This is a genomic window from Microbulbifer sp. A4B17 (assembly GCF_003076275.1).
GTDB lineage: Bacteria > Pseudomonadota > Gammaproteobacteria > Pseudomonadales > Cellvibrionaceae > Microbulbifer.
The window spans coordinates 2,947,647-2,974,534 of the sequence record NZ_CP029064.1; the positions used below are offsets into that span (position 1 = coordinate 2,947,647).

Genomic DNA, 26,888 nt, shown 5'->3' on the forward strand with positions numbered 1-26,888 from the left:
GAAAAAGTTTCGTGATAAACTAAAAGATTAGAAATCTAGGTGAACTATGCGTAAAGACAGCCGACTATCCCGGGCACTTCATGTCCTTATCCATTTGAACATGACCGACAAGCCGGTTACCTCAGACAAGATGGCAACTATGCTACTCACTAATCCAGTGGTAGCACGCAGAACCATGGCGCTATTGCGGGATCAGGGGTACGTGCACTCCAGTAAAGGGCACAATGGGGGCTGGTCTCTCGCGACAACTCTGGATCAAATTACGCTCCTGGATATCCATAAAGCCTTGGGAGACAGTTCAGTATTTACCATTGGCCTCACAGACGAACACAGTAACTGCATCATTGAACGGGCAGTAAATGCCGCCCTAAAAGATGCAATGGACGAGGCAGAAAGTATTTTGCTCGCTCGATTTGGTGAGATCACCCTGGATCAACTGGGGAGAGATTTCGAACCTCCAGAAACCTCGGACTAGTTCCCGAGGCCCTGAGCTGTCAGGGAAACTCAACCTTCTATTTTAAGTTTCCCAATTACCCAGCTCTATCATGGAACAGCCAAGCATGCACTAAGCCTTGGATAGGTACTCAGGGTGTATCCGGGACATCAGCAACATATCCATATAGCGGCCTGCTTTAAATGTACTGAGCCGCTTGGTGCCCTCCACTTGAAAACCTGATGCCTTATAAAGAGCTATCGCAGAGTCATTATCAACATGGACTTCCAGCTCCAACCGGATCAGGTTTAGCCAATTATCAGCTTGATTCAGCACTTCCCCCATCAACATCCGGCCTAATCCCCGACCGTGATACTCGGGATGAATCGCAATCGCCAACAAAGCGCTATGCCTATCCCTGACTTTGTTTGTTAAGAACAGAATGACATACCCGACGACTTTAGTATCTAACTCTGCAATTAGGGTATAGTTATTCGGATCGGAAAAAATTGGCTACTGTATCAGAACTTAAGAAAGGTAATTGCGAAGTGTTTTCGTTCACTGATGTAAAACTGTGAATCTCGAATAGACTCCTGTTATTGGATTCTTCCAGATGTCTTATTGTTATGTTCAATGTACTTCCTTAAAGTCAATCCAGGTAAAAAAATTTCCAGTCTATCTATTTCTACAATGATCTGGCAACTCTCTTGCATACCAGCAATAATTACTATTCTCACATATCTACTCGATTTCTCGGTCAAATCTCCATATTAATCCTGCACACTCTTCCTTTGGAGGAATTTCCAGGGAAACTCAGCGTAAAGAGCAGGAAGCCTGCCAGCCCCCTAAATATTAAGTTTTACGATATATAACTCTTAGGATATCCATACTCAAAAGAAAACTATATTTTAAAGATCGTCAAAAAAATCAACTGAACTATCTTGGAGTGACGACCCAATCCTCTTTTCTTTCATTTTAGCCTTATGACTTGCTTGATACTCTTTATGCAGCTTTGTCTTTACGTCTTCTTATCGCCTCTTTCTCATCGGTAGATAGCCTTTGCTCCTCGGGGATTGGATGTCCACAATACATACATTTATCAAAAAAACGATTATTTATTTTTTGACTACATGAATGGCAATTAAACATAATTAAACTCATCTTAAATTCCAAAAGGGCTAATAGAAAATTGGAGGCTCACCCCATCGTGAGAGACATCACAAGCCCTCAACATCCACAAAGCGTCAAATCATTAAGCAAAAAATCACATAAAAAGATAGAGTGAAACCCGAAAAAAAACCTTCTTCCAGCTTTCACGATCAAGACAACTCAAATAGATTCACGGACTAGCAGAAAGTTCGCACTTAATTGTCTCCATATAGGTACCTCCAGGTACTCAAGCGCCAGAAGCCCTCTTAACAACCTTAACTCTACCCCGAAGAGGCACTCACCAACCAGATAGACTAACCTAGGAACTAGTACAACCTGGGAGAGCCCACTTGTGACCGAGTACAACAATCTATTTAACCGTCACTTCGCAAGTTCCGAAAGACTAAGAAAGAGGGCAAAGCAGAAAATCCCCAAGTTCTCCTATGAATACCTAATAGAAGGTTGCATGGACGATATTGGATTGCACCGCAATCGTCTAGCCTTCAATTCTATAAAGTTTACTCCCGAGTACATCCGCCCAAACTTAACGCCGGATTTAAGTTGTAGCCTGTTCGGAAGCCCGTACAGCGCGCCATTCGGTATGGCACCCATAGGCCTTCAAGGGCTGATGTGGCCGAATGCTCCGGTGATTCTTGCCAAGGCGGCCTATAAACACAATATTCCCTTCATTCTCAGTACAGTATCCTCAGAATCACTAGAACGAATTTCCGAAGTCTCAAATGGAACAGCCTGGTACCAGCTATATAATCCAACAGAGTCTGCAATTCTATCTGATTTACTATCCCGGCTTAATTCGGCTCAGTACAAGCACCTTGTTATAACAATTGATGTACCTACCTTTGGATTGCGCCCCAGAGATTTCCACAATGGGTTGGCAATGCCACCAAAGCTGACCGTCAAAAATATCTGGCAGGCGATACTAAGACCACACTGGAGCCTGTCCACAATAAAATACGGCTTACCTCGGTTTAAAAACCTTGAATCATACACTGGCACCAAAAATAAAAAGCTCGAATTAACCGAATTTATGAATACCACAACTATGGGCCCATTAGATTTTGATAGTTTAATGAGCATACGAAACAAATGGCCCCACAAGCTTATCATTAAAGGAATAACAAATGAGTTAGACCTACAAAAAGCCATCAAACTGGGCGCAGATGGAGTAATCCTATCCAACCATGGTGCACGGCAACTCGATTTGGGAGAAGCTACCCTGCCCTTATTAACGAGATTCTCCAGCTACCAGGAAAAGATCCCTATAACTATCGATAGCGGAATAAGGTCCGGGGCAGATATTGCTGGCGCTTACGGATTAGGGGCAAAATTCAGCTTTCTTGGGCGATTTTTTATGTTTAGTGTTTGCGCGCTAGGCGAAGAAGGGGCTGATCACGCTATCTATCTGCTTAAAGCTCAATTAACACAAGTGATGCAACAGATCGGGGCAAAAACTATAAAGGATCTACATGGGAAAGTGACTTTGTCCAATTAGTTTTTTATTGGTGAAAGAGAGCAAGCCTCAATATTTTCTCATTCCACCTTGTTCCAATAGGGGGTTCTTTGACGCATTTCCTCCTGAATTTCCTGTGGGAGCAGCTGAAATGGCGGTACTCCATCTTGGATCTGCCAACCTCCCCCCAAAGATAAATATACCTGTACGAGATTAGTAGCTACGGCACCTAGTGCTACCGCTAAAATGTCTTGTTGCTGCACATCAGAAATCAAGGTGGTTATCACTGTATCGTATTCAACTTGTCCATTGGTGTACTGGGATAGTGAAATATCGACAGATTTTCTAGAAGCTTCTGCAGCTACTTGATAATGAGACAATTGCTGCTGTGATTTTATATAGGCAACTATGGCATTCTCCACGTCAGCTTGGGCCTGAAGAACGATCTGTTGGTAGTCGGAAACAAGTTGTTGAAAGATAGCATCTTGCAGCCGAACATTACTGCGAAGCCTTCCATAATTAAAAAGGTTCCATTCAAATTCAACAAATATATCCCAAGCGGCACTGCTGCCATTAAGTTGCCCTCCCCTGATATCAATAGATCCTATTTCTCCTCCAATAATAAAATTCGGATAAAGCTCTGCCCGGGCCACACCAATTTGTTCTCCTTGAGCAGCCAGCCTACGCTCCGCAGCCCGAATATCAGGGCGCTGACGTAATAGATCCTGCGGCATACCAACTGTGACCACACTTGGAACATGCGGTATTGTTGCTGGGAAAGATATAATATGCCTCAAGGTGTATGGGGTTACTCCTAAGAGAATTGCTAGTGCGTTTTCCAGTTGCTGTAATGTAATTTCCAAGCCTGGGACACTTGCCTCAGTATTACTTAACAACGCCTGGGCCTGCTCAGCATCTAAAGCACTGACCTCCCCAGCGCGAAACTTTACTTCCGCAATTCGTAAACCCTCTCTTTGCACACGTATATTTTCCCGAGCCACCTCCAATCGGCGCTTCGTCGTGCGAATATTGATATAAGTCTGCGCAACTTGAGCGATGATAGATACCAGAGCACCATCATAGTCCGCGATACTTGCTTCGAAATCCGCAGCGGCTGAATAGACCAGGCGTCTAAGCTGCCCCCAGGTGTCCAGCTCCCAGGTTAGATTAAAATTCGGGTAAAACTCGCTCTGTACATTCCCTGTGATACCCGACCGAACATACTTTGATCGATCAATAAGTATATCAAGTTGTTGTGTTTGCGGAAATTGATTGCCAATAGCAATCGCAAGCACCTGCTGAGCCTGAAGCGCCCTAAGTGCAGCAGATCTTAGTTCAAGGTTATTTTCTATTGCCAGGGAAACTAACTCATCCAGTGTCACATCTGAAAATGCCCACTGCCACCATAACGGATTAACAGCTTCGAGCGTATCTAAATTACTACTGTGTTGGTCAATCCACTGGTTTTCAATCTCAACTGGAGGTGGCTGATAATCTGGCCCAAGCATGCACCCACTACTAAAATATAGAAATATTGCCACCAAATAGCTTAGCAGCCGCAATAAATTAGAATTTCCTAGCTTACTGGGATTGCACCGGTTCATCTTGCTCGGTGCCCGCAGAATTGCTCATTACTAGCACTGAGCTGGTAAATCCAACACGAAGCTTTACGGCCTCAGGAACTTCTGTCAGATGAATCCTAACGGGAATTCGCTGTGCGAGGCGAATCCAGTCAAATGTGGGATTTACCATTGGTAATAAGTCATTACCTGCAGTTCCATCCTTGCGGGCAATACCCCAGCCAATACTCTCAACATACCCTTCCAACTCAAGATGAGGGTAAGCCATTAACTTCATAAAGGCTTTATCTCCCGGAGCAATTCGACGAACGAAAGTCTCGCGGAAAAAGCCATCAATGCGAAAGGTACTTATATCAACTACAGAAAGTGCAGGCTGATTGGCAACCGCCTGATCACCGTAACGAAAATCTATATTGGTCACATAACCAGAAACCGGAGCAACGACCGTTGTGTACTCCAGATTTAGCCGTGCCTGCTCCACGAGAGCATAAGCTGCACGAACGCCCGGATTGTCTGCTCCGAGTGCGCCCAATTGAGCTCTAACCTGCTCCAGCTCCGCTTGCGACTGCTCCAAAGCAGCCATAGATTCCACCAAACTGGCTTCTGCACCCGCTCGATACTCAATTGTGGATTCATATTCAGCCTGAGCAGCTTGTAATGCCCTTACTGATGTCGCCCTCTGCGGTAATAGTTCTCTCTGCCGATCGTACTCGGCCTTGGTTCTTGCGACTTCCGCATCAAGAGCGCCGATATTGCTTTTAGCGAGATCAATATTTGCTATGGACTCCCTAATTCTAGCTTCATAAGCGAGAACATTCTTGTTTTGAGCCCGGTAAGTATCGAGAGCTTCCTCGTACTCTGCCTTGGCCTCTTCTAAGGCTGCCTCATATATTCGAGGATCAATCTGAAACAAAAGCTCTCCAGCCTTAATAAACTGATTATTCTTAATCGGCAATTCAACTACCTGACCAGTTACCCTGGGAGTAACCTGTATAATATCCGCCTGCACCTTACCATCTCTGGTCCAAGGGTTATTTAGATACCTCCAGAACTGAAGGATGAGTAGCAGTAAAGCTAAAAACACTATCACTCCAGTCAAAATATATTTTCTATATTTAGCCACTACTATATTCCTAAAAACACCCTTCCTATAATAATTGCATAAATCATACTGAGAGAAATAATGACAACCGGCGGGTTTGCAAAGTATCGAGACAAGCGATATCGATCCAACAACCTGGCCGTGAGTAATGCCGCAATAACACCAAACAGAGCTATCACCAATATTGGAGACAGGTAGAAACTGCCTATTGATATATCATGCGGTACCCTTTGCATTTAAAATCCTAAAAACATTAAAGACACCTTTCCTCACAGAAGGCCTTCCAATCCACAGACTCTGAAAGACGACGAAACTCTGTCAGATAATTATTAATACAGTGCGTAACACCCAAGAAATACAGGAAATTTGTTACACCCTCCTTAGATTTTTCACTACACTCCCTCAACTCCATTAACTCACCAACATCGATGTTCGCTCTTTCAAAAATCCTCCTATAACCTCTCCGCAGAGATTCAATATCAACCGCTTGATTACTACCAGATAAATAAATAAGTATTTTGCTGGCAAGCCTCCTCCATATAAACGCTTCTCGGAGCAATTTTTTAGGCGCCACAAAATTCATTTTTTTCTTATCTATCCTGTATAAAATTTTAACCTGATTAGATATCAACATAACCAAACCAATAATGCTTTGCATCTGGTTTCTAGTCATTCCTCGCATATTTTTATCAGAAATACCTTCCACCCAATAAAAAACATTCTTTCTAGCGATCATAATGATATTTAGGTGGTACAATATGTATAATCTAAAAAATATTGACTTTCTCTTTTTCTCCGGGATATCACCCTCCACTACCAGCCACGCTGCACTATTGAGAATTCTATCAATATTCCTCTTTAAATTTATTTCCGGGTGGGAAGTAAAAGGAATATTCCTGGAAACCGCCAAGATACAGAAAATAATTGCCAACACAAATAGATAGTTTGTATAAACTACAAAACTATACTCTTGGATATTGTTAAAATTGAAAATAATCTGCGGAAAAATCAGAACTAACGTTCGGATCATTGATTGGGGTCCAAAGACTCTGTTCGAAGAAAAGCTTACTACAAAAGTCCATAAAAATATCACAACTGCCAGAGAATAAAAGCCATGCAACTTTGGCATAAGAAAGAAATATATAGGTGCCGACAAGATGCAAACTAGAATTGTGAAAGTACAGGTTTCAAACAATTGAATCTTTGGGGTCATTGCTGCAAGAATACCTATTACTGTTATCAGCAACATAACCAGCAACCCACCAATCATATCAGGAATAAACAGATAAGCCAGGTAAGCAATCCACATTCCCATCAGCACACGGACAATATTAATCAGCCTGTCCGGGTCGGGAATTAACGCACCAAGCCATCCTATACCATCACTATTTACACGTTTAGAATAGGAATCACCCAGGATTTGTATATCATTTACCGAATCAATTAAAGATCGAGTTTCTACCTCCAAATCATTTAAGGATTTTCTAGTAACCGATAAAGCAGCGGTTTCAAAGGTTGACAATCTCTTTACCTCTTCAATATTTCCTCGAACCACTCGCTCATTGGCGCTATCCGCCGACCTATCACCTGAGAGTGCAATCTCCACTTGCGCGAGACGCCCCTCTATATCTGACATATATTCATCCACACCAATAAGGAATTTCGATATACCCAGGTCACCTGAGAGCGCCAGGCTTTCTTCTAACTTTAGGAGGGATTGCGTGACGGCTGTCGCACAGTGACCAAAGTGATTCCACTGCTTTCGACACTCCCACACCTCGTAACTATCAGAGCTCGCATCACTAATAGCTGTCTGTAAGCGCGTATCCAGATCTAAAAGAGCGACACGATTTTTACGCCTGATCTTTACTTTCTCGCCGCTTTTAACTCGAGTAAAACAACCATCCACAAATCGTCGATGTTCTCTCAATAATTCCAAGGATGCTCGCTTTAATTCACCTCGACTACAATTAGGCCAGATTAAAACAGCTATCAGCCCATAGACGATTATTCCGAGCAAGGACTCCTGAATCCTTAAGACACCTGCCTTATAGGAGATAGAAAAATCACCGCCAGTCACATCCCACAACAATAAGATGACATAACCACTTGTCACCCAAAAATATTGGTAGTTAGATCGCTGTAAAAAATAAACACAGATAGATACCCAAATAGATAGCGCTATCATAAACAACCAGCGATCCTGGGGAAATAATGCGACGATTATCCAACCGGCCAGCAAAGCAAATAGTGTCCCTAAAATCCACAAAATAGCACGATTTAACGACTGCCCAAGATTTGCCTGGCTGCAAACAATAACAGCAAATCCCCCCCAAAAAGGTTTTTCCCAATTTAGACCCAAGGCGATGGCATAAACGATTACTAAAGCTGTTGCTAGCTTAAACGACTCTTTAGCATTACGAGATAACTGCAAAGCCTTCTCCGACCATTCCTACTCACTGTTGCATCGCCTATTTGATCTATGACGCAGCAATATAGTTATTCCTAAAGCTATAATGGATAGCCAAAAGGGAGTATGGCATATAAAAGAGTTGAGAAATCAGCGATTAAATTGCAGGTGGTGTGAGAGCTACTGTCTTATAAACCAACAATAACTATAAAAGCTCAATCTTACGACTAGAGGTTATTTATTGGCAGTCAGAACTGCTTTTCTAGAAAAGCTCCATAAGCAACCAAGAGAGACTTTGGTGCACTTTTCTATTAAAAGAGCTTCAGAAAAAACCTCTTATGGAATTTACCATCCTCAAAGCACCTATTACTCATAGATCTTTAAAACAATATAGAAGTTATGTGCCAACCGTCTTTGCAGACCAGACATTAACATCGGCACTCCATTCTGAAGCTTCATTATCATCTAAAAGATCATCAAGACCGCTCCCTGAAACTGAATTTCCAGTTATGATATTAATCTGGTTTGGCAAATCATAAGGGCCGCCAATAGAAATGCCTGTTTCACTACTGTTAGATTCGGTATTACTGGCGACAACACAATATGACGTACCAACAGACATTCCATCAATTACTACCGCCCCAATCTTTGTACCAAGAACATTGTCTTCCAGATAATTGCTTCCGATATAAGAGAAAAAACCAACGCCAGTGATCCCGTAAATATCAATGCCCGAAACACTTCAAGCTAAAGCCAAATTACTCTCTCCCGAGTACGATACCCTAAGCATTCATGTTAGAGGTATTGGAACGATGTTCTGGTGTATAACCTTGCCATCACGAACGGCATAAATACCGTTTTCGCTGAATTCCTCTATCATTACACCAATCACCGTATGAAAGCCACTCTCTACAAGTGACAATCCACTCTGGCAGTTTCTGATAACGCCATTATTAAGACGGGCATAGTCCCCTGCCGCAAGGATTCCGACACCGTCAGTGCTACGCTCAATCGAACCATCTCCTCCCATGGTAAGTTCTCCGCCAGGACCCTCAATAATTAAGACAGGGTCTTCACTACAAGAAAGCCCTTCACTAAGCAACTCCGAATCTATAATAGTATCGCCACCATGCACCTGTGCTGAACAAATCGAGGAAAACCCAGATAGCGATATTACCAGTCCAGATATAAGGAAATTTTCTGAGAATTAACTACGGGATGAGCATCAGTAGAAAAATGGAATCTCATCACTGTTTTGCTCTGCTAAAACTGAAACGCTATGGGAATATTTTCTCAACCTAAATAATTAGCCAGATGTTATATCTATATATCAGCAATAGAAAAAATATTGAAGCTCATTTATTTTGTATAAGTAATTTTCGGAAACTGAACAATTCCTTCGCCCTTCGACTGATAACTACCGACTACTTCGAGATTTTTAAGTACAACCCCTTTCGGCATATTAACGCCATTGATAAACCTACCCGAATAATCCCAAAATCCCATATGACAAGGATCAAATAGACCTTGCAGTGGCACTTCATTTTTGAACGGACTATATTCTTTTGACTCGTAAAGAAAACACCCTTTATATGTACTTTGCCGATAATAAGCAAAAAATTCAGGTACAGCTCCTTCTTTATAGTAAGGGCCATTTGTCAACTTATTGTTAGCAATAAGATCTTTGGCATATTCCTCAGTAGGTCGATAAACTGCTAAGGGTCTACCCTCATGTTCAAAGACACGTACTTTACCTTTTGGAATCGAGAGAATATTAACTTTTAGGGGCTTTTCAATAGCTGAAGATGGCTTTAAGCTTTCTAAAAACGGATACAAAGAGAATAGTAAACCCGCACAAACCAAACCCGAAACACACCGCGCAAGAATTTTCCTTTTGCTCATTACAACCCTTTAGAATGTACCATTTAATAGTTACCGAGCCTTAACCACCCGGCCTCTTAAGAAGCATTGAATGCGTCCAACCTTACCAACCAGGAATTCATGATAATAGTTAAAAGCAGAGACGAAGCAACAAGTTTACCGAAAATAAAGTGGATTAGACTGAAACAATTGAGTTCAAACCTGATAATAAATGGTTCAGATAATCCAAAAAATAAAAAAGGCCCCTAATGGGGCCTTTTTTCTGAAGTACAACCAAGTCAACAATTAAACTTTTAGAGCCTTAAATTCACGTCTGCGGCGATGTAAAACCGGTTCGGTATAACCATTCGGCTGGGCACAACCTTCAAATACCAGCTCACAAGCAGCCTGGAAGGCAACGCTCTTATCAAAGTTCGGTGCCATATCGTTATAGTTGGAGTCGCCGGCATTCTGGCGGTCTACCACAGCAGCCATACGCTCCATGGTTTCACGCACTTGCTTTTCGCTAACGATACCGTGCTTGAGCCAGTTGGCGATATGCTGGGAGGAAATTCTCAGGGTTGCACGGTCTTCCATCAGGCCGACATCATTGATATCCGGCACCTTGGAGCAACCCACGCCCTGCTCTACCCAGCGTACTACATAGCCGAGAATACCTTGAGCATTGTTGTCCAACTCGAGCTGGATATCTTTTGCACTCCAGTTGGTTTCAGTCGCTACCGGAACCGTTAAAATATCTTCCAGCTTAGCGTGATGGCGATGTTGAATCTCTTCCTGGCGGCGATTCACATCCACTTTGTGGTAGTGCAAGGCATGCAAGGTAGCAGCCGTAGGCGACGGTACCCACGCCGTGTTGGCACCAGCCATTGGGTGGGCCAACTTAGCGTGCATCATGGCTGACATCTGGTCTGGAATTGGCCACATGCCTTTACCAATTTGTGCTCTGCCCTTCAAACCACTGTTCAGACCAACATCCACATTCCACTCTTCGTAGGCGCTAATCCAAGTGGATTGCTTCATATCACCCTTGCGAATCATGGGGCCTGCAAGCATGGAAGTATGGATCTCGTCACCGGTGCGATCCAGGAAGCCAGTATTAATAAAGACAACACGCTCTTTCGCTTCGGCAATACAGGCTTTGAGGTTCACAGTGGTGCGACGCTCTTCATCCATAATGCCCATTTTTACCGTGTAACGGGGCAGGTCGAGTGCATCTTCGATTCGGTTAAACAGAGTATTGGCGAAAGCCACTTCCTCCGGGCCGTGCATCTTAGGTTTTACGATATAGATACTGCCTTCACGGGAATTCTTGATCGGGCTCTCACCACGGAGATCGTGCAAAGCGATCAGGCTGGTGATCATACCATCGAGAATTCCTTCGGGGATTTCCTGGCCATCGCCAAACAGCACTGCATCATTGGTCATCAGGTGGCCAACATTGCGCACGAACATCAGGCTGCGCCCCGGCAGGGTCAGCTGATTGCCATTTGGGGTAGTGTATTCACGATCCGCATTGAGCTTGCGCTCAAAGGTCTTACCGCCTTTATTGATAGTCTCTTTCAGATCTCCCTTCATCAAGCCGAGCCAGTTGCGATAAACCACCACTTTATCTTCAGCGTCAACAGCCGCTACCGAATCCTCGCAATCCATAATGGTGGTCAGTGCGGACTCCACAAGCACATCTTTAATACCTGCATCATCGGTTTTACCGATGGGGCTCTCGCGATCGACCTGGATCTCAAAATGCAGACCATGCTGTTTCAACAGGATACTGGAGGGCTCTTCGCTGTCACCGAGGTAGCCAGCGAACTGCTTGGCATCTTTTAAGGTAGCGATGTCGCCGTTGGCCTGAACCACTTCCAGCAGTGAGCCATTGATGCGGTACTGCACCGCCTCCGCGTGACTGCCGCAGGTGAGCGGGGCCGACTGATCGAGGAAGTTGCGCGCATATTCAATCACTTTAGCGCCACGAACCGGGTTGTACTCGGTTCCTTTTTCGGCCCCACCCTCTTCACTGATAACATCGGTACCGTAGAGGGCATCGTACAGGCTGCCCCAGCGCGCGTTAGCTGCATTGAGTGCATAGCGGGCATTCATCACCGGTACTACTAACTGGGGGCCGGCAAGGACTGCAATCTCTTCGTCGACATTTTCAGTGGATGCACTGAACTCTGCCGGCTCTTCAGCGAGGTAGCCGATATCCTGCAGGAAGGTCTTGTAACCTTCCAGATTACGGAACCCTTCGGGATTATCGGTATGCCAGCGGTCAATTGTTTCCTGTAATTCATCACGCTTTTCCAGCAGGGCGCGATTTACTGGCACCAGATCGTGGATTATTGATTCCAACTTGGCCCAGAAAGCTTCGGCATTAACTCCAGTTCCTGGAAGCACCTCCTCGCAAACCAGGTTGTAAAGTTCTGGTGCGATTTGCAGATCGCCGATTTGGACTCGTTCCGTCATACCCAGGGCCTCTCATCTGATTGTTGGTATAGCGGCATTCTAAACAGCCAATTCCACATACCGCTAATTTATAGACACAATTCCCACTATTCATAGATCGAATTTTTATGACAAAGCGGTAGATGTGCGATTGCCCGGATAGAACCGCGCAGACACACCGCCCTGCTGCAACACTGTTACAAAGCGCGGCCAATATCGAGAATTAAACGGCGCAGCCAGCGATGTGGGGCACTCTGTTGCAACAGTGGGCTCCAAGCCATTTTTAACTCCAGATTGGGAATGTCCAGGGGTGGATCACGCCTGACCACACGGGGATTATCACTGGCCAGCTGAGCCAGGCGAGTGGGTACCGTTACAATAAGATCGCTCTGTTCAGCCAGCAGCATAGCTACCTGATAGTGACGGGTGAAAACGGAGATATCCCGCTTCTCGCCCAAGCGACCTATGGCCTCATCCACCCAACCCAAACGCTGTACATCTTCCGGGTTAACCCCGACACCCACCCCCATACCGGTCTTGCTCACCCAGATATGCTGGGCCTCCAGGTAGCTCTGCAGGTTGTAGTCCCGGAGTATCGGGTTATCGGCGCGCATCACACAGGAGAAGCTATCGCGCCACACGGTGGCCTGGTGGAAGCTCTGCGGCATACTGTCAAAGCGATTGATTACCATGTCCACTTTGCCCTGCTCCACATCCACAAAGCTCACATCACTGGGTGTCATGATGTCCAGGCTGATACCCGGAGCGTCGTCCCTCAGCTGCTTGAGCAGCGGCGGTATCAGGGTGGACTCGGCGTAGTCACTGGCCATGATGCGGAAGGTGCGGCGGGTATTGGCAGGGTCAAAATCCCGATTCGGCTGGATGACACGATCGATAGAAGAAAGTGCCTCACGCACCATAGGCTGCAACTCCAGTGCCCGTTCCGTGGGCATCATGCCCTCGCGGGTGCGCACCAGCAGCGGATCGTCAAACAGCTCCCGCAGGCGCTTCAGACCATTGCTCATTGCCGGCTGGGACAGCCCCAGGTAATTCGCCGCACGGGTCACATTGCGTTCGCGCAGCAGCACATCGAGGTAAACCAGCAGGTTCAGGTCAGCTCTTTCCAGTTGCATACATCATTCGCCAAATCGATAGTGAAAATAAAATCAATAAATTAGGCAAATTATGCCACTACTCCTAAGATACTCAACACCTAATCGCAGTCACCGTTTAAGGATTTACAGTCATGTCCACTTACACCCAAGACATCGACGCGGTAGCAAAGCTCCGTGAAAGCCATGGCAGCTCCTGGGACGCCATCGATCCCGAATCCGTTGCCCGTATGCGTGCCCAGAATAAATTCAAGCACGGCCTGGATATTGCCAGGTACACCGCCAATATCATGCGCGCCGACATGGAGAATTACGACAAGGACTCGTCCAAGTACACCCAATCCCTGGGTTGCTGGCACGGTTTCATCGGTCAGCAGAAGATGATTTCTATTAAGAAGCACTTCGAAGGCAACACCGACCGTCGCTACCTGTACCTGTCCGGCTGGATGGTCGCCGCTCTGCGCAGCGAATTCGGTCCCCTTCCCGACCAGTCCATGCACGAAAAAACTTCTGTAGCCGCCCTGATCGAAGAGCTCTACACCTTCCTGCGCCAGGCTGACGCCCGCGAACTGAACGACCTGTTCCGTGAAGTCGACGCCGCTCGCGAAGCTGGCGACAAAGCCGCCGAAAAAGCCGCCCAGGACAAGATCGACAACCACAAGACCCATATTGTACCGATCATCGCCGATATCGACGCAGGTTTCGGTAACGCCGAAGCAACTTACCTGCTGGCCAAGAAAATGATTGAAGCGGGTGCTTGCTGCATCCAGATCGAGAACCAGGTTTCCGACGAGAAACAGTGTGGCCACCAGGACGGTAAAGTGACCGTTCCCCACGAAGACTTCCTCGCCAAAATCCGCGCAGTTCGCTACGCGTTCCTGGAACTGGGTGTAGACAACGGCGTTATCGTTGCCCGCACCGACTCCCTGGGCGCCGGCCTGACCAAGCAGATCGCTGTAACCAATGAGCCGGGTGACCTGGGTGACCAGTACAACTCGTTCCTGGATTGCGAAGAAATCGACGCATCCGAGCTGGCCAACGGCGACGTTATCATCAACCGCGAAGGCAAGCTGCTGCGCCCCAAGCGCCTGGCTTCCAACCTGTTCCAGTTCCGCAAGGGCACTGGTGAAGCGCGCTGCATCCTGGACAGCATCACTTCTTTGCAGAACGGTGCCGACCTGATCTGGATCGAGACCGAGAAGCCCCACGTTCGCCAGATTGGCGGCATGATGGACGAAATCCGCAAAGTGGTTCCCAATGCGAAGCTGGTTTACAACAACAGCCCATCTTTCAACTGGACCCTGAACTTCCGCCAGCAGGTGTTCGATGCATGGTCTGAAGAAGGCAAAGATGTATCCGCTTACAACCGCGACAACCTGATGAGCGCTGAGTACGACAACACTGAACTGTCTGCAGCAGCTGACGAGAAGATCCGCACCTTCCAGGCCGACGCGGCTCGCGAAGCTGGTATCTTCCACCACCTGATCACCCTGCCGACCTACCACACTGCGGCCCTGTCTACCGACAACCTGGCCAAAGAGTACTTCGGTGAGCAAGGCATGCTGGGCTACGTGAAAGGTGTACAGCGCAAAGAGATCCGTCAAGGTATCGCCTGCGTTAAGCACCAGAACATGGCTGGCTCCGACATCGGCGACGACCACAAAGAGTACTTCGCTGGCGACGCAGCCCTGAAGGCTGGCGGTAAAGACAACACCATGAACCAGTTCGGTTAAGCAACCGATAGGGTTCCAGTAAATTTGAGGCGGCGCTTGCCGCCTCTTTTTTTTTGAATCCGATGGGTTCTACTCAAAGCACAGCAATTTTGCCTGCGATACAGCTATTTTGCCTGCGTTTTGGTCTCTGCAATTTTTATTACTTGGGCCGCTACTGCGGCCCTTTTTTATTCAAAAAACGCCCTACCTCAGCTTCTCCCCCTCGCTAACCCAGCTCCTCAGCTAGCCTTAAAGCACCTTCGGTTGAAATACGCGCGCTATGAGCGATGAAGCCTTGGTTTTGATAATCAATTGCGGCAGCTCCTCGGTTAAGTTTTCCGTACTGGCCCCGAATTCGGGCGCTGAGTATCTCGCGGGTATCGCTGAGGCACTGGGCACCCCCAAGGCCAAACTGAAGTGGCACTACCAGGGAGTGGAAGATTCACACCGGCTTGCGCTGGATACTGACCACGCAGCCGTAATTAACGAGCTGGTGACACAGTTTGACAGTGCGTGGTCCGATTTACAGGATCGACTGACAGCTATCGGCCACCGGGTCGTCCATGGCGGCGAGCACTTCTCAAGCTCTGTGTTGATCAACCAGAAAGTGATTGCCTGCATCGAGGAGTGCAATAGCCTGGCCCCCCTCCATAATCCCGCAGCTCTCAAAGGGATCTACGCATCGCTAGACGCCTTCCCCCAACTACCCCAGGTCGCCGTCTTTGATACTGCCTTTCACCAGCAAATGCCTATTTATGCCTACCTCTATGGACTCCCTTATTCGCTGTACGAAGAGCAAAAGATCCGTCGCTACGGTATGCACGGCAGCAGCTATCAGTACGTCAGCGAACGCTGTGCTGAGCTATTGGGAAAGCAAACTACGGAGCTGAATATAATTGCCGCTCACCTCGGTGGCGGCTCCTCAATCTGCGCCATCAATTGCGGGCGCAGCGTGGATACCAGTATGGGGCTTACGCCCCTGGAAGGGCTCGTTATGGGAAGCCGCAGTGGCGACCTGGACCCGGGAATACTTCTCCACTTGCAACAGGCACTGGGATATACCCAGGCCTCTCTTGAGCAACTACTCAACAGAGAGAGCGGAATGCTGGGCATATCCTCCCTGAGCAGCGATTGCCGCACACTTGAGCAAGCTGCGAAGAAGGATCATAAAGGCGCCAAACTCGCACTGGAAATATTCTGCTACCGCCTGGCGAAATATATCGCCTCTTACACCATTCCCCTCACTAGCGTTGATGCATTGGTATTCACCGGCGGCATCGGAGAAAACTCCAGCTGGGTGCGAAACCGCACCACCGAATGGCTCAAACCCCTCGGCTACCAGATGGACCCGGAGCGCAATCAAAAAACCAGGTCTCAGGCTGAGGGACTTATCTCCGCGCAGGGGTCTCCCAAAATCCTGGTAATACCCACCAAGGAAGAGTGGGTGATCGCCCGGGACACATCGCGCTTGGTACAGTCGTAAATATGCTGCATCACAGCAACGCGAGAACCCTTATGCTGGTCCCCCTTGAAGCTGGAGCAGGCATCACCTCTGTCAGCCTGGGCCTGATAAGGGCCCTGGATCGAAAAAGTATCGAGTTACAATTTTTCAAACCTGTCGCTGAGCCCCCACCACCGGACGGCACCATCGAGCGCACCACTGAAATTTTACGACGTACATCCAACCTGACCATACCCAGCTCACTGAGCGCCGAACATGCAGACTCCATGGTGTCTACTGGAAAAATGGCGGATCTCCTGGAGGAAATCCTTGCACGTTTCAGGCGTATCTCAACGAAGGCTGAGGTCATTGTTATCGAGGGTGTGCTTCCCAGCAGTGACAACCCAGTGTCCAACCAGCTGAATTATCAAATTGCCAAAACCCTGGATGCGGAAGTTGTACTCGTCGCTTGCCCATCTACCGGTGCCAGTGATTGTGTTCGACAACTCCGGGAGAGGTTGGAATTTGCTGTGCGTATTTATGGCGGCCAGGATGCAAAGCGCGTAGTGGGGTGTATCATCAACAAAGTGGGTATGCCGGCGGAAATTATGGACACGCCCGGAGCCCATTTAATTGGATTGCGCTCCCAGCTGGAGCCTCGAAAAGAAAACCCTCCCAGCCTCACTCCCGAAATTCTCTCAAAACAGATTCCATTGCGTATCGTCGGTTTTATCCCATGGAATGCAGAGCTACTCTCACCTCGGGCTCTCGACCTGGCGAGGCATTTTAATGCGAAGATACTCAATAAGGGCGAGCTGGAATCCCGCAGACTGCACACAGTAACTTTCTGCTCCCGGTCTCTCCCCAATATGTTGCGGAGTTTTAAGCCCGGAGCCATGCTGGTGACCTCTGCCGATAGACCTGATGTTGTAGTGGGAGCCTGCCTGGCAGTTATGAACGGGGTAAAAATTGGATGTTTGCTGTTGACCGGTGGCTATCACCTGGACAAAGCCATTCTGAAACTGTGCACCCCGGCAATGGAAAAAGGCCTGCCCATTTTACTGGTGGCTTCCAACACTTGGCACACGGTGATGTCATTACAGACTTTCAATTTGCGTACCCCGTCAGATGATAGGAACCGGGTGGATCGGGTGCAGGAATTTTTTGCCAGCCGGCTGGATGAAGAGTGGGTGGCGTCACTGAGTCAGCAAAGCGATATCCCCAAGCGCCTCTCCCCTCCGGCATTTCGCTATCACCTGACCGAATTGGCCCGTCGCCGCACCATGCGAATTGTATTGCCAGAGGGGACGGAACCCCGCACCATCCGCGCCGCACAATCCTGCCTGGAAAGAGAGATTGCACACCCGGTATTGCTGGGTGAAAAAAAAGATATCCTCAGAGCTGCGGAGCAGCAGGGACTGAAACTCAGCAAGCAATTGGAAATTGTCGACCCCAAGACAGTGAGAGAACACTATATTGAGCCCATGGTTGCGCTGCGTAAAAAAAAGGGACTGACACAGGTGGTGGCACTGGAACAGCTACAGGATAACGTTGTCCTCGGCACCATGATGCTGGCATTGGGGGAAGTGGACGGGTTAGTCTCCGGTGCCACCCATACAACTGCCAATACAATTCGCCCTGCCCTGCAATTGATCAAAGCCGCCCCCGGAGAGGAGCTGGTATCCTCTATATTTTTTATGCTGCTCCCCGAGCAGGTATTGGTCTATGGGGATTGCGCAATCAACCCCGACCCCAATGCAGAGCAACTCGCCGCCATAGCCATTCAGTCTGCGGATTCCGCAGCGGCATTTGGTATAGAGCCCAGGGTTGCAATGATCAGTTATTCCACTGGCACATCCGGCAGCGGCAGTGATGTCGATAAAGTTCGCGAGGCCACCGAGCTGGCAAAACAAAAAAGGCCGCAGCTGATTATTGATGGCCCCTTGCAATATGACGCCGCCCTGATCCGCAATGTCGCCGCACAAAAGGCCCCAAACAGTCCGGTCGCCGGCAGGGCAACGGTTTTTATTTTTCCCGACCTGAATACGGGCAACACTACCTATAAGGCCGTCCAACGCAGCGCAGATCTGGTCAGTATCGGACCAATGCTACAGGGGTTGCGCAAGCCTGTGAACGATTTATCCCGAGGCGCATTGGTGGATGATATTGTGTATACCATCGCCCTCACCGCTATCCAGGCTCAGGACAAACTTCACTAGTTTTATTTACTCCCGGCGCAGGGGCCTGCGCAGATCGATATATTTCTGTATTGCTGCCGCAACGATATAGGCTTCAAGCCTGTGCTCATAAGTCTCTGTATGATCGTACCCCATTCGCTGTAAGCAGCGCTGGATATATTCGGCTCCTGAGGACCTATCATGCCAGGCCCGGCGGCCCTTAAAGATAGTGGCGAGCATTCTCCACCAACTTTTATCTGCGGCACGCAAATACTGCAGGGCCACTGCCAGCAGGGCTTCCTCATCGGTAAAATCAGTGCCCAAAGGATAGTGCGGTAACTCCGCCAGGCATTTTTCATCATTGAACACGCTGGCAAGGTATTCCGGTGTATTTTTATTAAAGCTCTCGGGAATCGAAAAACTTTTTTCTATTTTTCCAGCATGCTTGGCCTGCTCCAGTAATACGGCCTGAAAACGGTTATCACAGATACTGAGCATTGCCACCATCACATCCCGATCTGTTTTACCGCGCAGATCGACTGCGCCGTATTCTGTCACTACAACATCGCGCAAATGTCGGGGAATCGTCGTGTGAGGATATTCCCACACAATATTACTCTCACAGATTCCATCTCGTATTCTCACACTGGGCAACGCGATAATTGATCGGGCCCCAGGTAGATCCCAAGCCTGGGCAACAAAGTTGTATTGCCCACCCACTCCGCTGACCACGTGATTATCAGCCAACGCATCGGAAACAACAGCACCTCCCAATGTCACCATCATGGCTGAATTGACAAAGCGTGCGTGCTGCCGCTGTGCCAGCTTGAGCTCTCTCTGGGACTGAAGATCGTTGGTAAAACTAATATCAAGCATATCCAGCCCGGCTTGCTCCTCGGGGCCAAGCTCGCGCAGTTCCCGGTACATTAACTCAGGACCCAAATAGAAACCGCCATGTAACCAAATACCGCCGGCGATTTTTTTATTCAGGCAGTTGCCAATTAGACGGCGGCGCCCATGTTCACTGTGAAGATCACACTCCTCCTCTTCACCATCCGGCGTCAACAACTTATGGCCCCGCCAACTATAACTGGGGTCCACAATGCCAAACTGCTGTAAAAAGTCTGTATCGGCCACGGTTAAGGGGCAACTGATACGACCTGCATTCTTCAACGCCAGCAGGGTTTCCTCCTGGACGGTTTCAGTGATCTTATCACTGTCCAGCAAGCGTTGAATTGTCGCATCACCGTAAGCTTTACGAGTCAGAACACCTGCCCGGCGCAGATGCAGGAATCCGTGTGGCACCATCTCACTGGCACCATACAAACCCCGTTTAAATATATCGGTACAAAGTGGCAATTCTGCACGGTAAGCGAGAGAACTTTCGTCAACCAGGTCTTCTACAAGCCTCTTAAATAATTCGTTCTCCTTATGTCGCAGACGCAAAATATGACAAACCGCATCTCCCAAAGCACCGATGCCTACCTGTAAGGTCCCTCCATCCTCCACCAGGCTGGCAATATGAAACGCAATACTGTATTCGGTAAAAGTTACCGGCATGGCTGGAGCTGCAAACAGCGGTGATTCAAAAGCCTCGCCAGTCAGGAGAAAGTCAAAAGTATTAGCCGGCAGCTCGCTACTGCCATTGATATAGGGAAGCTGGCTATTCACTTCTCCCAATAAATACAGCGGGTAGTCCTTGCGCTCAGCAGCCAGTTTAAGAACAGGAAGGGTCAAGTCAGGATTGCAGCTTAAACTGTATTTATCTCCCCGCTCCGAAGGTGCCACCATTTGCGCAATTACATTCACCCCACGGTTGATTAACTCACCGGGCACCTGGGTATAATTTGCACTCACATAATGTTGCTGCGCATAATTGTTCCCGAGCAGCGAGCCGGGCTCCATAAAGAATTCAATAACCTGTATGTTATCTGGCAGGAGCCCCTTTCGCCTTGCGGATACATAGGCGAGGTCCTGGTACTGGCTGTAAAGGGAATCCAGTAACGGCTGAATAAAGCGCCGGGAAATATCACTGTCTCCACGGGGGCGCTCCAACGTCAAAGCTGTGAATATCGTCAGTGAAATTGAATGGTCTTCCACTGCACGGGCATATAGCGTATTGGCGAAATGATTGGCCTTCCCAAGCCCCAGCGGCAATCCCAGCACAACTTTCTTGTCAACAACCTGCAATAGCCTGTCGATGCAATCCTCGACACTGGTAAAGCATTCGGGAGGGGCTTTGTGCGCTGATTCCATTGAAGGTTAATTCCCTCAAATCCTAGTGGGCCGTATTCTTTTTTCCGCCCAGATTATCGAAGTGATCTACCTGAATTGCTTTCTCCACTGCATCCGCTGCATCGTAGAGAATCTCGGCCTCCTCATCGCTGATCAGGTTTCTCTTCAAGCCCTCTTCCACGTTATCCCTGCTGAGAGCGCGAATGCCCCCTTTCTTTAGTTTTTCACGGGCGCGCTCAGAGGCACACACCCGGTCAAACGCCTGCTCAACAATATCAACACCGTCTCCAGAAGTTCCAAGAAAAACACCGGCAGTCAATCGATCCCGGGTTGCCGATGGTGTTAATAGCAACTCGGCACACGCTTTTGCCTGTCGGTCGGATGCTGTATGGACACTATGCCCCCAAGGCATAGTCAGGAAGTGCATCAGCTGGCCAATAAATGGACGGGGGAAGTTTTGAAATACCTCCAGCAGACTGACTTCAATTTTGTGCAACCCATCGCGCATGGCAAATTCCAACAGTGGGAGGTCATCCTTGGGATTGCCATCATCGTAGAAACGTTTGAGAGTACAGCTGAGTAGATACAATTGGCTTAATACATCGCCCAGGCGGGAAGAAATTAACTCTTTGCGCTTAAGCTCCCCACCCAAAGTCATCAGGGAAAACTCGGTAACTAATGACAGCACCGCCGAGTATCGATTCAATTGCCGATAGTACTTGGCTGCATGTCCAACGTTGCGCGGGCTACTGGCAAATAAGCCTACCGTCCAGCCATGGAAAATACCTCGGCAGAGCGCTTTGAACTGGAACCACATATGCTTGGGAAGTAATTTATCCAGTTGATCCAGTCCCTCTTCATGATCCGGATTTTCCGCTGCCAACATCTCCTGCAGAATATAGGGATGACAGCGAATTGCGCCCTGGCCGAAAATCATCAGGCTGCGGGTGAGAAGGTTAGCCCCCTCTACAGTAATTGCCACCGGTACTGCCCGGTAGACATTACCAAGGTAATTTAATGGGCCATCCATAATGGCTTTACCCGCATGGATATCCATCGCATCAATAATTGCCTGTCGTAGTCCGCATGTCGCATTGGCCTTCATAATCGCGGTAATAACTGCTGGCTTTCGCCCCTCATCCAGTGCACGGGTGGTAGTTTTGTGAGCACTGTCCAGCACAAATGCGATAGCCGCAATTTCTGCCAGGCGGCGCTGTACTCCCTCGAAACGACCGACAGGTACGTTAAATTGTTCACGGATGCGGGCGTAAGCTCCGGTCATCCGGGCCGCCATTTTTGCTCCGCCGGTAGATAGTGAGGGCAGTGAAATACCTCTGCCTGCCGCAAGGGCGCTCATCAGCATCTCCCAGCCCTTACCTACATTCTCCTCGCCGCCAATAATCCAGTCGATAGGAATAAAAACATCCTTTCCCCAGTTGGGCCCATTCTGGAAAGCCTGCATGGCCGGAAGATGTCTCTGACCAATGGAAACTCCCGGTGTATCTGTAGGCACCAGAGCGACAGTGATGCCCAGTTCTTCTACATCGCCGAGAATATGATCCGGATCATAGAGCTTAAATGCCAGACCGAGCACCGTGGCAATCGGCCCCAGGGTGATATAGCGTTTGTGCCAGTTCACGCGCATACCGAGAACTTTTTCTCCCCGGTACTCGCCGTAACAAACTACCCCGCGATCTATCATTGAAGCTGCGTCAGAGCCAGCCTCCGGGCTGGTCAGTGCAAAACAGGGAATATCACTGCCATCCGCCAAGCGCGGCAAATAGTAGTCCTTCTGCTCCTGAGTGCCGTGGGCCAGCAAAAGCTCTCCCGGGCCCAGTGAATTAGGCACCATCACAGTCACACCAACACAAGTACTGCGGGTGGTAATTTTGGTCACAATCTCCGCATGTGCTGTGGGAGAGAAGCCAAGGCCGCCATATTTTTTGGGAATAATGATTCCAAAGAAGCGTTTTTTTCTGAGAAAGTCCCAAACATGCTCAGGTATATCGTGATCTACATAACTGATTTGCCAATCGTTGATCATCCGGCACAATTCTTCGACCGGTCCCTCCAAAAAAGCCTGCTCTTCTTCATTTAGTGCAGGCGGCCCCATACCTAATAAATTGTCCCAGTCTGGTTTGCCGGAAAGCAATTCGGCATCCCACCAAACCTCTCCAGCCTCCATTGCCTCCCTTTCTGTTTCAGAAATTGGCGGAAGTACCCGCTTAATAATTTTTAACAGAGGCGCGGTAAAGAATTTTTTGCGCAGTTCGCTCATTTTCACCTTCCATAGCGGCAGCCACTACCACAAATACTGCCAATTCCCGCAGGATCGATAGAGTTATCAATGCACAATAATAGGAGACGTTTGCTAGCGGGAAGGTATTCACTGAGGAAATCCATGCCCCTACCCTGATAGACATTTTATTTTTCGACAAAAACGGCGTTGATTTATTCAGCCACCATTGAAAATAAATTGAGATTGGCTTTTTCTCATCTCGTCTACACAGACCTGTCACGTGAGACCTCAACCTTCCTTTCAAATAAACATCCATCATTTACCGGGACTTAGCTTTATAACTTTTTGAAAGGAGAATAAAAATAAACAAGGACTTTGTTATGAAAAAACTAACAGCAATATCCATCACCAGTATCGGCTTGTTGATTCCCAATTTAATTTATGCTGACCTCATTGGCGAGGGGCCTCGTTTAGACCCTGCTGATAGGGTCAGCCAGAATGAAATAACCCAGGGCCAACTAGATCTCAATGAAATACGCGAAGCGGGCCTCATTATATTCAGCACACCATTCAATCGATACGATGGCTACGGGGACGGTCCACACGACTTCACTGAGCCAGACAATAATTCACCCACCGGAGGAAACAGACCAACACTTCAGGGCAACGGTACCTTTTTACGAGTCAATGGGCTTGATGCACAGAACTGCCTTGAGTGCCACACCATTGTCAGCAATAGAACCGTTCCCGCCACACTGGGTATTGGTGGGGGAGGCGGATTCGGTACCAGCGTGTTATTCCGCCCTACCAATATTGATGTTATCGATCAAAATTTTGATGGCGTCGCTGAGTTTGATGGGCGCCTGATAAATCCTGTATTTCTGTTTGGCGCAGGGGGAATTGAACTGGTCGGCCGGGAAATGACTCATGAATTACAAACGCTCAAACAATACGCTCTCGACAACCCCGGCACAATCGTCGACCTGGAAACAAAATCAGTCAATTTTGGCAGTATTATTGCGGACAATAATGGCAACTTGGATACAACTAACGTCGAAGGTATAGAACACGATCTGGTTGTCAGGCCATTTGGCCGGAAGGGTGAAAACGCCTCGGTCAGGGAGTTTGATGTTTCCGCCCTGGCATTTCATATGGGAATGCAAGCTTCGGAGGAGTTTGGCGGGGAAACCGCGGATGCCGACAAGGATGGCGTTGTCAATGAGATTTCCGTTGGCGATTTATCCGCCCTCAGTATTTTTATTACAACCCTGGAGCGTCCATTCGACATTAATGATAAGGAACACCGCGATGGACGCCGGTTATTTTCAGATATTGGCTGCGCCGACTGTCACCGCCCTAGCATGGTCACAGAGCGGAAAACCTTACCTTATAAACTCACTGGCTCTCCAGAAACACCTTTTGAAGAAACCTTCTACGAAGTGGATCTCAGCAAACATCCCACCTATTTCCGCCTGACCCGTAGTGGCGGAATAGAGGTCGAAATGTTTTCGGATCTCAAACGCCACGATATGGGTGAAGGGCTGGCTGAAAGCGCTTTCTTTCAAACCGAGCAGCAAAACCGCGAGTTTATTACGGCACGGCTTTGGGGCGTTGCCGATACCGCACCCTATTTACACGATGGAAGAGCACACACCCTGGCAGAGGCTATATTTATGCACGATAGCCCGGGAAGTGAAGCGAGTAATGCTGCGCAGAACTTCAAGTACTTAAGTGAAGATCAGCAGAATAAAATCTTGGCATTCCTAATGTCATTAAGGATGCCGGAAAATCCAGTTGATGACCTGATTATTCCCAATTAAGCTCAAACCTGGTAACTGGCAGTACAAAAGCACTGCCAGTTACCAATATCGAATACGCAATGGATCAAAACCTAGGGAGCCTCTGAATAATTCCGTGATGTCTCTGGCTTGCAGAGCGGTTCACAATCAAGGCGCGACTTCGCAGGAATGTCTAGACCTTTCAAGAAGTTGCAACGCGGAGTGTGAATCGCTCTGAAAGCCCCGTAGGGCGGGCCTTGAAGGCCACAGCTGCTGCGTTGCAGCTCTTGCAAAGGGCTACGGCCATTCACGGCGAGCTGCGCCTAACATCTGCAGCCTTCAAGGCCCGCAGAGATATTACGGAATTATTCAGAGGCTCCCTAGTCCAGCTGCTTATCTGCAACGAGAATTCCATTATTATCTGCATAAAGATATTCACCCGGATGAAAATCCACCCCACCAAAACTCACAGCGAGGTCCCTTTCACCAATTCCTTTCTTTTCTGTTTTCATAGGATGACTACCCAGCGCCTGCACCCCCAGGTCCAACTGTGCAATTTCATCTACATCGCGAATACAACCGTACATCAGGATACCTTCCCAACCATTGGCCACCGCCTTTTCAGCCAGCATATCACCGAGACAGGCCCGTCGCATCGAACCGCCAGCATCCACCACAAGAACCTTACCCTGCCCCGGCTCAGCAACCAATTCTCGAACGAGGGAGTTATCTTCGAAGCACTTGATGGTGACAACCTGTCCCCCAAAGCGCTCGCGGCCACCATAATTGATAAACATCGGATCAACTACACGTACGTTATCGGGGTAAGCATCACATAAATCGGGAGTTGACTTAAGCATCAATTTTCTCGCAGAGACCAATGAAAGAGAATGATAATAGCGAGAAAAAAGCAAAAGGGGTAAGGGACAAATAAATACCGGGTATCACCGCTGTGGATAATACCCGGCCAAGCCTTCGCTGCCACGAATCCTGAACTAGTGTGTTACACGAACCGGAGTACCTATACGCACATGCTGATAAAACTTTCTTGCCATATGCGGGGGCATACGCACACAGCCGTGTGATGCAGGGTAGCCAGGTACATGGCCTGAGGCATGCAGACCGATGCCGCCATTAAAGCGAATGTAGTTATTCATTTTTGCGCCGCGATAAACAGTACCCGCTGGACGACGATGCTTACGAGTATTCACATTCGCTCTCACTACTCTGCCGGTGCGTCTGTCAACAAAGCTGCCGTAAATGGAGGAACGGTGATAAGGGTGCTTGGAAAGTACACGGAAATGTCCTGGACGTGTACCGTAACCTCTCTTACCAGAGGAGATACGTGAAACACCAACCAACTTCCCGCCTTTATACAAATAAGCACGCTGTTCACTTAAATCAATACGGATAGATGGGCTACCTCCCCTGGCTGCAGCGCGATCATCAAACCAATTGGAAGCCCGTGGCTTTGCTTCCGCGGGGGACGCTGCCATTAGAGCCAGAAGGCACATCATTAAAAAGATATGAAGTATCGGAATTTGTAACTGTCTACTCGTTTGCATAGCTCACCTCACCGAGTCTGGGTACCCCGCCCGAAAACTGACAGAAAAACAGCCCATCAATTACTTTCGGGTGCGCGCCACCAAAGCAAATAGCCACGGCGAACATCGTTACGGAGCACATTGCGCAATCTGTTTTTCGATTTACACGCAACCTTAAGACTCTT

21 protein-coding genes are annotated in these 26,888 nt (G+C 48.2%); 6 read left to right on the top strand and 15 right to left on the bottom strand.

Annotation, left to right across the window (positions count from 1 at the left end):
* Nucleotides 1-46 precede the first annotated feature (46 nt).
* Nucleotides 47-475, top strand: a complete 429-nt coding sequence (locus tag BTJ40_RS13120; protein ID WP_108733522.1) for an Rrf2 family transcriptional regulator — start codon at nucleotides 47-49, stop codon at nucleotides 473-475.
* Nucleotides 476-565: 90 nt separating this feature from the next.
* Here BTJ40_RS13120 and BTJ40_RS13125 read toward each other — a convergent pair whose 3' ends face one another.
* Nucleotides 566-943, bottom strand: coding sequence for a GNAT family N-acetyltransferase (locus BTJ40_RS13125; protein WP_202862909.1), 378 nt, complete (start codon nucleotides 941-943; stop codon nucleotides 566-568).
* Nucleotides 944-1,934: 991 nt separating this feature from the next.
* Here BTJ40_RS13125 and BTJ40_RS13130 point away from each other — a divergent pair.
* The gene (locus tag BTJ40_RS13130) at nucleotides 1,935-3,095 is read left to right on the top strand and encodes an alpha-hydroxy acid oxidase (protein WP_108733523.1); all 1,161 of its coding nucleotides are present in this window, start codon (nucleotides 1,935-1,937) and stop codon (nucleotides 3,093-3,095) included.
* 38 nt (nucleotides 3,096-3,133) lie between these two features.
* On the opposite strand, the gene BTJ40_RS13135 is transcribed toward BTJ40_RS13130, so the two are convergent.
* From BTJ40_RS13135 to BTJ40_RS13175, 9 genes are all read right to left on the bottom strand, one after another.
* Nucleotides 3,134-4,657 (bottom strand): efflux transporter outer membrane subunit, encoded by a 1,524-nt coding sequence (locus tag BTJ40_RS13135; protein ID WP_108733524.1) that lies wholly within the window; start codon nucleotides 4,655-4,657, stop codon nucleotides 3,134-3,136.
* Nucleotides 4,635-5,642: an HlyD family secretion protein gene (locus tag BTJ40_RS13140; protein ID WP_157954063.1), complete on the bottom strand. Its 1,008-nt coding sequence runs from the start codon at nucleotides 5,640-5,642 to the stop codon at nucleotides 4,635-4,637. Before BTJ40_RS13140 ends, BTJ40_RS13135 begins: the two co-directional genes overlap by 23 nt.
* A 116-nt stretch (nucleotides 5,643-5,758) precedes the next feature.
* Nucleotides 5,759-5,971 carry a DUF1656 domain-containing protein gene (locus BTJ40_RS23185; RefSeq protein ID WP_108733526.1) on the bottom strand — a complete coding sequence of 71 codons (213 nt, stop codon included), beginning with the start codon at nucleotides 5,969-5,971 and terminating at the stop codon, nucleotides 5,759-5,761.
* A 17-nt stretch (nucleotides 5,972-5,988) separates the two neighbouring features.
* Nucleotides 5,989-8,169 carry an FUSC family protein gene (locus tag BTJ40_RS13150; RefSeq protein WP_108733527.1) on the bottom strand — a complete coding sequence of 727 codons (2,181 nt, stop codon included), beginning with the start codon at nucleotides 8,167-8,169 and terminating at the stop codon, nucleotides 5,989-5,991.
* Between the two features lie 373 nt (nucleotides 8,170-8,542).
* The gene (locus BTJ40_RS13155) at nucleotides 8,543-8,767 is read right to left on the bottom strand and encodes a hypothetical protein (RefSeq protein WP_108733528.1); all 225 of its coding nucleotides are present in this window, start codon (nucleotides 8,765-8,767) and stop codon (nucleotides 8,543-8,545) included.
* Nucleotides 8,768-8,935: 168 nt separating this feature from the next.
* A complete protein-coding gene (locus BTJ40_RS13160) occupies nucleotides 8,936-9,175 on the bottom strand; it encodes a hypothetical protein (protein ID WP_108733529.1) in 240 nt (79 codons plus the stop codon).
* A gap of 329 nt (nucleotides 9,176-9,504) precedes the next feature.
* Nucleotides 9,505-10,047 carry a hypothetical protein gene (locus tag BTJ40_RS13165; protein WP_108733530.1) on the bottom strand — a complete coding sequence of 181 codons (543 nt, stop codon included), beginning with the start codon at nucleotides 10,045-10,047 and terminating at the stop codon, nucleotides 9,505-9,507.
* A gap of 264 nt (nucleotides 10,048-10,311) precedes the next feature.
* Nucleotides 10,312-12,486: a malate synthase G gene (locus BTJ40_RS13170; protein WP_108733531.1), complete on the bottom strand. Its 2,175-nt coding sequence runs from the start codon at nucleotides 12,484-12,486 to the stop codon at nucleotides 10,312-10,314.
* A gap of 176 nt (nucleotides 12,487-12,662) precedes the next feature.
* Nucleotides 12,663-13,598, bottom strand: a complete 936-nt coding sequence (locus tag BTJ40_RS13175) for a LysR family transcriptional regulator (RefSeq protein WP_108733532.1) — start codon at nucleotides 13,596-13,598, stop codon at nucleotides 12,663-12,665.
* A 113-nt stretch (nucleotides 13,599-13,711) separates the two neighbouring features.
* Between BTJ40_RS13175 and BTJ40_RS13180 the strand changes: the two genes are divergently transcribed.
* The 3 genes from BTJ40_RS13180 (at nucleotide 13,712) to pta (ending at nucleotide 18,949) form a co-directional block, all read left to right on the top strand.
* Complete coding sequence (locus BTJ40_RS13180; RefSeq protein ID WP_108733533.1) at nucleotides 13,712-15,310, top strand: isocitrate lyase; 1,599 nt, start codon at nucleotides 13,712-13,714, stop codon at nucleotides 15,308-15,310.
* A 259-nt stretch (nucleotides 15,311-15,569) separates the two neighbouring features.
* Nucleotides 15,570-16,772, top strand: a complete 1,203-nt coding sequence (locus BTJ40_RS13185; protein WP_108733534.1) for an acetate/propionate family kinase — start codon at nucleotides 15,570-15,572, stop codon at nucleotides 16,770-16,772.
* A gap of 32 nt (nucleotides 16,773-16,804) precedes the next feature.
* A complete protein-coding gene (gene pta, locus BTJ40_RS13190) occupies nucleotides 16,805-18,949 on the top strand; it encodes a phosphate acetyltransferase (RefSeq protein ID WP_238152001.1) in 2,145 nt (714 codons plus the stop codon).
* A 6-nt stretch (nucleotides 18,950-18,955) separates the two neighbouring features.
* Here pta and BTJ40_RS13195 read toward each other — a convergent pair whose 3' ends face one another.
* Genes BTJ40_RS13195 through BTJ40_RS22500 form a run of 3 tightly spaced genes read right to left on the bottom strand, consistent with a single transcriptional unit; the run spans nucleotide 18,956 to nucleotide 23,700 of the window.
* On the bottom strand, nucleotides 18,956-21,163 hold the full coding sequence (locus BTJ40_RS13195) for an acetyl-CoA hydrolase/transferase C-terminal domain-containing protein (protein WP_108733536.1): 2,208 nt from the start codon (nucleotides 21,161-21,163) through the stop codon (nucleotides 18,956-18,958).
* A 22-nt stretch (nucleotides 21,164-21,185) separates the two neighbouring features.
* Entirely contained in the window at nucleotides 21,186-23,420 is a 2,235-nt protein-coding gene (locus tag BTJ40_RS13200; RefSeq protein WP_108733537.1) for an acyl-CoA dehydrogenase, read from the bottom strand.
* Nucleotides 23,368-23,700 (bottom strand): hypothetical protein, encoded by a 333-nt coding sequence (locus BTJ40_RS22500; RefSeq protein ID WP_192879333.1) that lies wholly within the window; start codon nucleotides 23,698-23,700, stop codon nucleotides 23,368-23,370. The genes BTJ40_RS13200 and BTJ40_RS22500 overlap by 53 nt, the downstream gene beginning before the upstream one ends.
* A 61-nt stretch (nucleotides 23,701-23,761) precedes the next feature.
* Here BTJ40_RS22500 and BTJ40_RS13205 point away from each other — a divergent pair, with 61 nt between their 5' ends.
* Nucleotides 23,762-25,201, top strand: coding sequence for a di-heme oxidoredictase family protein (locus BTJ40_RS13205; RefSeq protein WP_108733538.1), 1,440 nt, complete (start codon nucleotides 23,762-23,764; stop codon nucleotides 25,199-25,201).
* 338 nt (nucleotides 25,202-25,539) lie between these two features.
* Here BTJ40_RS13205 and rraA read toward each other — a convergent pair whose 3' ends face one another.
* Nucleotides 25,540-26,019, bottom strand: a complete 480-nt coding sequence (gene rraA / locus BTJ40_RS13210; RefSeq protein ID WP_108733539.1) for a ribonuclease E activity regulator RraA — start codon at nucleotides 26,017-26,019, stop codon at nucleotides 25,540-25,542.
* Nucleotides 26,020-26,154: 135 nt separating this feature from the next.
* Nucleotides 26,155-26,724, bottom strand: a complete 570-nt coding sequence (locus tag BTJ40_RS13215) for a L,D-transpeptidase (RefSeq protein WP_238152002.1) — start codon at nucleotides 26,722-26,724, stop codon at nucleotides 26,155-26,157.
* Between the last annotated feature and the right edge of the window lie 164 nt (nucleotides 26,725-26,888).